The sequence below is a fragment of the Pseudomonas sp. C1C7 genome (assembly GCF_013359595.1).
Classification (GTDB): domain Bacteria; phylum Pseudomonadota; class Gammaproteobacteria; order Pseudomonadales; family Pseudomonadaceae; genus Aquipseudomonas.
This window is the reverse complement of sequence record NZ_JABFMP010000006.1, coordinates 1-7,497: the sequence shown is the minus strand read 5'-3', so window position 1 is coordinate 7,497 and position 7,497 is coordinate 1. Positions and strand designations below refer to the sequence as shown.

The window sequence follows — 7,497 nt, the reverse complement described above, 5'->3', positions numbered from 1 at the left end:
CCGCAAACACCGCAAACACCGCAAACACCGCAAACACCGCAAACACCGCAAACACTGTAGGAGCTGGCGAGTGAAACGAGGCTGCGATCTTTTGATTTTTCAGAAGCAAGATCAAAAGATCGCAGCCTCGTTTCACTCGACAGCTCCTACACAGCTCCGGCGCATGTCCAACAATCAGCGGGGGATCAGGACAACAAATCCTGCATGATCTCCTGCAACACATCCAGGTCGAACGGCTTTTCCAGGATCGGCGCCTTTTGGGTAATGGGGCTGCCGGTCTCGCGGATTTCCTTGGCGTAGCCGCTGATGAAAATCACCTTCAGGTCCGGCCGCAGCTTTACCGCAGGTTCGGCGATCTGTACGCCGGAGATGCCGCCAGGCAGGCGGTAGTCGGTGATCAACATATCCAGATGGGGTTTGCTGGCGAGGATCTCGAAGGCCTGCTCACCGTTTTCCGCCTGAAGCACACGATACCCCTGCCCCGACAGATAGTCGGTCAACACCATCAGGATAACCGGCTCGTCTTCGACGACGAGTACTACATCTTGTGCATCTTCACTCATGGGAAGCCTTTGTTCGTTCAATAGCTGCTGATACGACCCTGCGGTCGATCAGAGGTTGCGTTTATCGGGCTGTTTTCCTACAGCGGCAGACAAACGCGAAACAGGGCGCCTTCGCCAATCCGGCTTTCGACGGTAATGCTGCCGCCATGGGCGGTCACGATCTGCTCGGAAATAAACAATCCCAGGCCCAGTCCGGCGACGGCGTGTTTGGCCGTGACCCGCTCGAACTGCTGGAAAATCCGTTGCTGGTTCTCTTCACTGATGCCGATCCCGAAATCCCGCACTTCCACCCGGGCTTCGCCGTTCTCACTGTAGACCTTCACCTGGATCGGGCTCTTGGCACCGTAGCGCAAGGCGTTGGTCAGCAGGTTGGAAATCACCTGTTCGATGCGAAATTCATCCCAGTTGCCGACCACCGGCTCGCTGGCCTCCAGGGAAACCGAGGCTTCGGCGGCTTCGATCTGCTGGGCGAAATTTTGTAACAGCGCACGTACGAGCACCGTCAGATCAAAACAGTTCGGGCGGATCGACAGCTTGCCGGTACGAATGCGCGACACATCGAGCATGTCTTCGATCAGCCGGATCAGACTTTTGATCTGCCGCTCGTCGCGGTCGACCATGGCGCGCATCTTGTCGAGGGTGAACGCCGCCGCGTTATCCCGGGCCAGGTGCATCTTGCGCAGCTGGGTTTCGAGGATCAGGCCATTGAGCGGCGTGCGCACTTCGTGGGCGACGATGGACATGAAGTCATCGCGGGTGCGCACGGCCTGCTGCAGCTCCAGCTGCGTGCTCTGCAATTGCCCCAGCAGCGTTTCCTGCTCGCGGCGGCTATGTTCCAGCGCTTCGACCTGTTGCTGCATGGCCTTGCTCTGGCGGTACAACTCGACGAACACGTTGACCTTGCTCTTGACCGCATGGATATCCAGCGGCTTGTACAGGAAATCCACGGCGCCGCTTTCATAACCCTTGAACGCATAGTTCAGCTCGCGCCCGGCAGCGCTGACGAACACGATCGGAATGCTGCGGGTCTTTTCCGTGCCGCGCATCAGTTCGGCCAACTCGAAGCCGTTCATGCCGGGCATCTGCACATCGAGAATGGCCAGGGCGAAGTCGTGTTGCAGCAGCAGCGACAAGGCCTCGTCCGCCGATTGCGCCTTGTAGACGAGGCGGTCTTCGCGCTTGATCAGCGCCTCGAGGGCCAACAGATTTTCCGGCAGATCGTCGACGATCAGCAGTTTGGCCTGGATATTACTCAACATGCGATTCGTTCCAGCTCGACAAGCAAGCGGCCGATGCCGCGGATAGGGAGGATGTGATCAGGCTGATGAATGGCCAGCGCCGCCTGGGGCATGGTCGCGACCTGTGCCTCATTCGGGTCCTGTACGATGGTCAGCCCGCCATGGCGTTTGACCTGCGCCAGGCCATGAGCGCCATCGCGATTGGCGCCGGTCAGCAGGACAGCGGCCAGGGCCGGGCCATAGGCGTCGGCAGCGGATTCGAACAGGTAATCGATGGCCGGCCTGGAATAGTGCACCCGCTCTTCCAGGCTCAGGGAAAAACTGCGATCCAGTTCTACCGACAAGTGATAACCGGGCGCGGCGAAATACAGGGTGCCGGCTTCGATCGTGGTTTTGTCCGCGGCTTCCTGCACTGGCAGCGCAACCCGTCGGGCGAAGACTTCGGTCAATTGGCTGCGGCGCTCATTGGGCAGGTGCAGCACCACAATGATCGGCAACCCGAACCCCTGACGCAGTTCGCCGAGGATGTTCAGCAGCGCTTCCACGCCCCCGGCGGAGGCGCCGATCACGATGGCTTCGATTGACGGTAAACCCGTTGCACCGTTCATGATTTGCGGTAGATCCGTTCTTGTTTGACCAAGGGCTCGAACTGGTTGCCGAAGGCCGAAAAATCCGGGGTTTCCTTGCTGCCCAATACCAGGAAACCGCGGTGGCACAGGGACTCGTGAAACAACCCGAACGCTCGATCCTGAAGATTTTTATTGAAATAAATCAATACGTTACGACATGAAATTAATTGGGTTTCGGAGAATACGCTATCCGTCGCCAGGCTGTGGTCGGCGAACGTCACGTTCTCGCAAAGCGACTTGTCGAAAATCGCGTAGCCGTAGGCCGCCGTGTAGTAATCGGCGAACGAACGCTGGCCACCTGCCTGCTGGTAATTAGCAGTGTAGGCGCGGACATTCTCCATCGAGAAAATCCCCTGCTTGGCTTTCTCCAGCGAGCGCGGATTGATGTCCGTGGCGTAAATGATGGTGCGTTCCAGCAGGCCCTCCTCACGCAGCAGAATGGCCATCGAGTAGACCTCTTCGCCTGTGCTGCATCCGGCCACCCAGACCTTGATCGACGGATAGGTCCTGAGCAGCGGCACCACTTCGTTGCGAATCGCCAGGTAGTGCGACGGATCGCGGAACATCTCGCTGACCGGAATCGTCAGCAGTTGCAGCAATTGCATGAACGCGCCCGGATCATGCAGGACCTTTTCCTGAAGCGCCGAAATGGTGTTGCACTCGAACTGGCTCAGCGCGTGGATCACCCGGCGCTTGATCGACGCCCCGGAGTAATCGCGAAAGTCATAGCTGTACTTGAGGTAGATCGCCTCGATCAGCAAGCGCAGTTCGATCTCGGTATTGGGCTCCACTTAGATACGTTCCATTTTCGGTAGCCACACGCGGATCAGCGAAAACAGCCGGTCCAGGTCGATGGGCTTGGCCAGGTAATCGTTGGCGCCGGCCTGCAGGCAGCGCTCCTGATCGTCCTTCATGGCTTTGGCGGTCACCGCAATGATCGGCAATTTGCGCCAGCGCGCTTCCTTGCGGATTTCCATGGTGGCTTCATAGCCATCCATCTCCGGCATCATCACGTCCATCAGCACCAGATCAATGTCCTCGACTTCCTTCAAACGTTCGATCGCCTCGCGACCGTTACGGCCGATGATCACCACCGCCCCCTTCTGTTCCAGCGCGCTGGTCAGGGCAAAGATGTTGCGCACATCGTCGTCCACCAGCAGCACCTTGCGGCCCTCGAACACCTTGTCGCGGCTGCGGGCGGTCTTGAGCATCTTCTGTCGTTCATGAGACATCCGGGATTCGACTTTGTGCAGAAAAAGTGTGACTTCATCCAGCAGGCGCTCCGGCGAACGCGCGCCCTTGATGATGATCGAACGGGAATACTTGCGCAGTTCCGCCTCTTCATCCCGGGTCAGGTTGCGTCCGGTGTAGACGATGACCGGCGGGAACGAGCAGATGTCCTCGGTGGACATGCGTTTGAGCAGGTCGCCGCCGAGCATGTCCGGCAGCTTGAGGTCGATGATCATGCAATCGAAGCTCGTGGTGCGCAGCAGGTCCAGCGCCTCCTGGGCGAAGCCGACAGCGGTGATCTCGATGTCATCGTCGCCGATCAGCCGGGAAATGCTGTCACGCTGCAAGTCATCGTCTTCCACCAGCAGCACATGCTTGACCCTCTGGGTCAGCTTGGCTTCCAGGCGCACGAACACGTCCTTGAGCTCTTCGCGGGTGGTCGGTTTGAGGGCGTAACCGATGGCGCCCATGTGCATCGCCGCTTCCACCCGGTCCTCGACCGAAATCACGTGCACCGGGATGTGCCGGGTCTCGGCGTGTTCCTTCAGGCGCTGCAACACGGTCAGGCCGGAATGGTCGGGCAGGCGCATGTCCAGCAGGATCGCATCGGGCACGAACTGCCGGGCCAGGTCATAGCCTTCGTCGGCGCCGTGGGCCACCAGGCACTGATAACCCAGTTCGTGGGCCAGGTCATAAAGGATGTGGGCGAAGTTCGGTTCGTCTTCCACCACCAGGATGCAACGGGTGTTGAAAGGCGCCTTGGAGCGGTCGTCGTTGAATCGCGCAATCTCCACATCGCCGGTCGATGGCTGTACCGGCGTAAAGTCCGCGCTCGGTGCCGGTGCCTTCAATGGCAGGTGGATCGGCTCGAAGGCGACATCATCCGGCTCGACGTACTGCTGCGGCACCACCAGGGTGAACACACTGCCCTGCCCCGGCACGCTGGAGACGCTGATGGAGCCTCCGAGCAACGCCGCCAGGTCCCGGGAAATCGACAGCCCCAGCCCGGTGCCGCCGTAACGGCGATTGGTGGTGCCGTCAGCCTGGCGGAAGGCTTCGAAAATGCTTTCCTGCTGCTCGTCGGCAATGCCGATCCCGGAATCGCGGACGATGAAGGCAATGCCCTGGTTCGGCGCGCTGGCCACACTCAGGCTGACACTGCCCTTCTCGGTGAATTTCACCGCGTTGGACAGCAGGTTCTTGATCACCTGCTCCAGGCGCTGGCGATCGGTGAACATCGTCGCCGGCGAACCGTCCTGCAGCTCGACGGCGAACTGCAACTGCTTGTCCGCCGCCAATGGCTCAAACATGCCGCGCAAGCCGTCCACCAGGCGCGCGACGCTGGTGGTCTCCGGGCGGATTTCCAGCTTGCCGGCCTCGACCTTGGAAATATCGAGGATGTCGTTGATCAGGTTCAACAGGTCGTTACCGGCCGAATAGATCGACTCGGCGAAGGTCACCTGCTCGCCACTGAGGTTGCCCTGGGGGTTTTCCGCGAGCAACTTGGCCAGGATCAGCGAACTGTTCAACGGCGTGCGCAGTTCGTGGGACATGTTGGCGAGGAATTCGGATTTGTACTTGCTCGAACGCTGCAACTCTTCAGCGCGCTCTTCGAGCTGGGCCTGGGCCTGGTTGAGTTCGGTGTTTTTCAGGTCCATGGCGTCGCGCTGCTCGGCCAGGACTTCGGCCTGTTCGGCCAGTTGTTCGTTGGTCTGCTCCAGCTCGACCTGCTGGGTTTCCAGATGCGCCTGGGATTCCTTGAGAATCCGCGACTGTTCTTCGAGTTCTTCGTTGGCGGTCTTCAGTTCTTCCTGCTGGACCTGCAGCTCTTCGTTGAGCTGCTGGGTTTCGGCCAGTACTTCCTGCAATCGCTGGCGGTAGCGCGCAGCTTCGATGGACGTGCCGATGCTGCCGGCGATCAGTTCCAGCAATTCGATATCGCGATCATCCAGCGGGCGCAGGAAACCCAGTTCGATGACGCCGTTGACCCGGTCATCGTCGCTGGTCGGTACCACCACCACGCTGCACGGCAAGCCTTCGCCAAGGCCGGAGCTGACCTTGAAGTAATCGCCGGGCACGCTGTCCAGGCGAATCAAACGGGCCTGTTGCGCGACCTGGCCGACGATGCCTTCGTCGGCGTAGATCTGCTGTTCCCGGGCTTCCTGCTCGCGGGAAAAACCGTAGGACGCCACCCGCCGCAGGCCGCCGTGTTCCTCGCGGACATAAATCGCCGCCACCGCGCTGCCCAGGTAATGGGCGCAGAATTGGAGGATGTTGCGCCCCAGCAGGTTCAGCGACAGCTGGCCCAGTACCTGTGCGGCCAGTTCGGTCTGGCCGGTGCGCAGCCAGGCCTGGCGCTCAAGTCGATTGGCGCTGGCTTGCTGTCTGACCAGGTTGGCGCCGTATTCCTGCGACAGGTTGAGCAGGTCGCGACGACCGATGTACGCCAGCAGGCCGCTGATGGCGGCGATGAACACCAGGTACAGGGCGATGCTCCAGATCGTGGTGCGGCGCACGTCTTCATTGCGCGAGGCGCGCAATTGCTGCTCCATGCCGATCACGTCTTCGAACTGCTTGCGGATCTCGTCGGTCAGGCGTTTGCCCTTGCCGGCCCGCACAGCACTGCGGTAGTCACCGCTGGTGCGTTGCAAGCTGATCATCTCCTGCGCGTAAGTAGCCCACTCCTGCTGCAACGATTGCAGGCGGTTCAAGCGGTCGGTCTGGGCGGGATTGTCGGCGGTCAACTCGAGCAAGGTGGCGAGCACGACCTCCATCCGCGGCTTGGCCGTTTCATAGGGTTCGAGAAACTTTTCATCGCCACTGAGCAGAAAACCGCGCATTCCGGTTTCCAGATCGACCGTCAGTTTGACCGCCTCATTGGCGTTATTGATCACCCGGTCGGTGTGCTCGACCCACTGGATCGTGGACAACAGGTAGGTGATCAGCGACACGAAAAAAACCGCGCTGATGACACCCATACCCAGCGGCAGGCTGATGTTGCGGCTCAGGATCTTGCGGAATCGCTGCTCATCAACCGAGGACACAGTGGTCATATTCAGGCCTTGTTGAACGGGTGAAAAACAAGGAGTTTGCCCGAAAACGGGCAAATGGATCCATTTTTCTCACAGGCTTATGGGCAAAGTCCTACATTCATCTGCTCTCGCGGCGAAGGAGCGGGTATCCTTGCCTCTATTCTTTTTATAGCGCGTAGGGAACTTGTCGGGAGCCGCCACTTACTCATGCAATAGGGTCGGCGATTTCGATTGACCGACGACAGCCCAACCATTTCGAGAAAGCTCACTATGTCCGCCACCTCCCCCACCATCCTGGTCGTCGAAGACGACTCCATCGTGCGCATGCTGATTGTCGATGTGCTCGATGAACTGGAGTTCAATGTGCTGGAAGCCGACGGCAGTGAGCAGGCCCTGCAGATCCTCAAGGACGTCAACCGACACATCGACCTGATGATGACCGACGTCGGCCTGCCGATCATGGATGGCCGGGAGTTGGCGAACGAGGCGCGTACGTTGCGCCCGACCTTGCCGATTCTGTTTGCCAGCGGGTATGCCGAGAGCATCGAGGTGCCGCAGGGGATGTTTTTGATCGGCAAGCCGTTTTCGATTGATCAGTTGCGGGATAAGGTCAGGGGTATTCTCGATAATTGCTGACCCCCATTTATCCGTTGATCACAATCTGTAGCAGCTGGCGAAGCCTGCGTCCGGCTGCGAAGCAGTCGTAAAACCTGTGTACCCGATTTGCCTGACAGACCGCAGTGTCTGGATTGGCGACTGCTTCGCAGTCGGACGCAGGCTTCGCCAGCTGCTACAAGGACCGTGC

General features: G+C 59.6%; 6 protein-coding genes. 1 reads left to right on the top strand and 5 read right to left on the bottom strand.

Annotated features, from left to right (window positions below):
- Positions 1-185: 185 nt before the first annotated feature.
- The 5 genes from HNO86_RS06955 to HNO86_RS06935 all read right to left on the bottom strand — a co-directional run bounded on the left by HNO86_RS06955 (position 186) and on the right by HNO86_RS06935 (position 6,713).
- A complete protein-coding gene (locus HNO86_RS06955) occupies positions 186-563 on the bottom strand; it encodes a response regulator (protein ID WP_175376277.1) in 378 nt (125 codons plus the stop codon).
- 77 nt (positions 564-640) lie between these two features.
- A complete protein-coding gene (locus HNO86_RS06950) occupies positions 641-1,822 on the bottom strand; it encodes a hybrid sensor histidine kinase/response regulator (RefSeq protein ID WP_175376276.1) in 1,182 nt (393 codons plus the stop codon).
- Positions 1,816-2,409, bottom strand: coding sequence for a chemotaxis protein CheB (locus HNO86_RS06945; RefSeq protein WP_175376275.1), 594 nt, complete (start codon positions 2,407-2,409; stop codon positions 1,816-1,818). Before HNO86_RS06945 ends, HNO86_RS06950 begins: the two co-directional genes overlap by 7 nt.
- A complete protein-coding gene (locus tag HNO86_RS06940) occupies positions 2,406-3,221 on the bottom strand; it encodes a protein-glutamate O-methyltransferase CheR (RefSeq protein ID WP_175376274.1) in 816 nt (271 codons plus the stop codon). Before HNO86_RS06940 ends, HNO86_RS06945 begins: the two co-directional genes overlap by 4 nt.
- Positions 3,222-6,713, bottom strand: coding sequence for a response regulator (locus HNO86_RS06935; RefSeq protein ID WP_175376273.1), 3,492 nt, complete (start codon positions 6,711-6,713; stop codon positions 3,222-3,224).
- A 249-nt stretch (positions 6,714-6,962) separates the two neighbouring features.
- Between HNO86_RS06935 and HNO86_RS06930 the strand changes: the two genes are divergently transcribed.
- On the top strand, positions 6,963-7,328 hold the full coding sequence (locus HNO86_RS06930) for a response regulator (protein WP_175376272.1): 366 nt from the start codon (positions 6,963-6,965) through the stop codon (positions 7,326-7,328).
- Positions 7,329-7,497 lie beyond the last annotated feature (169 nt).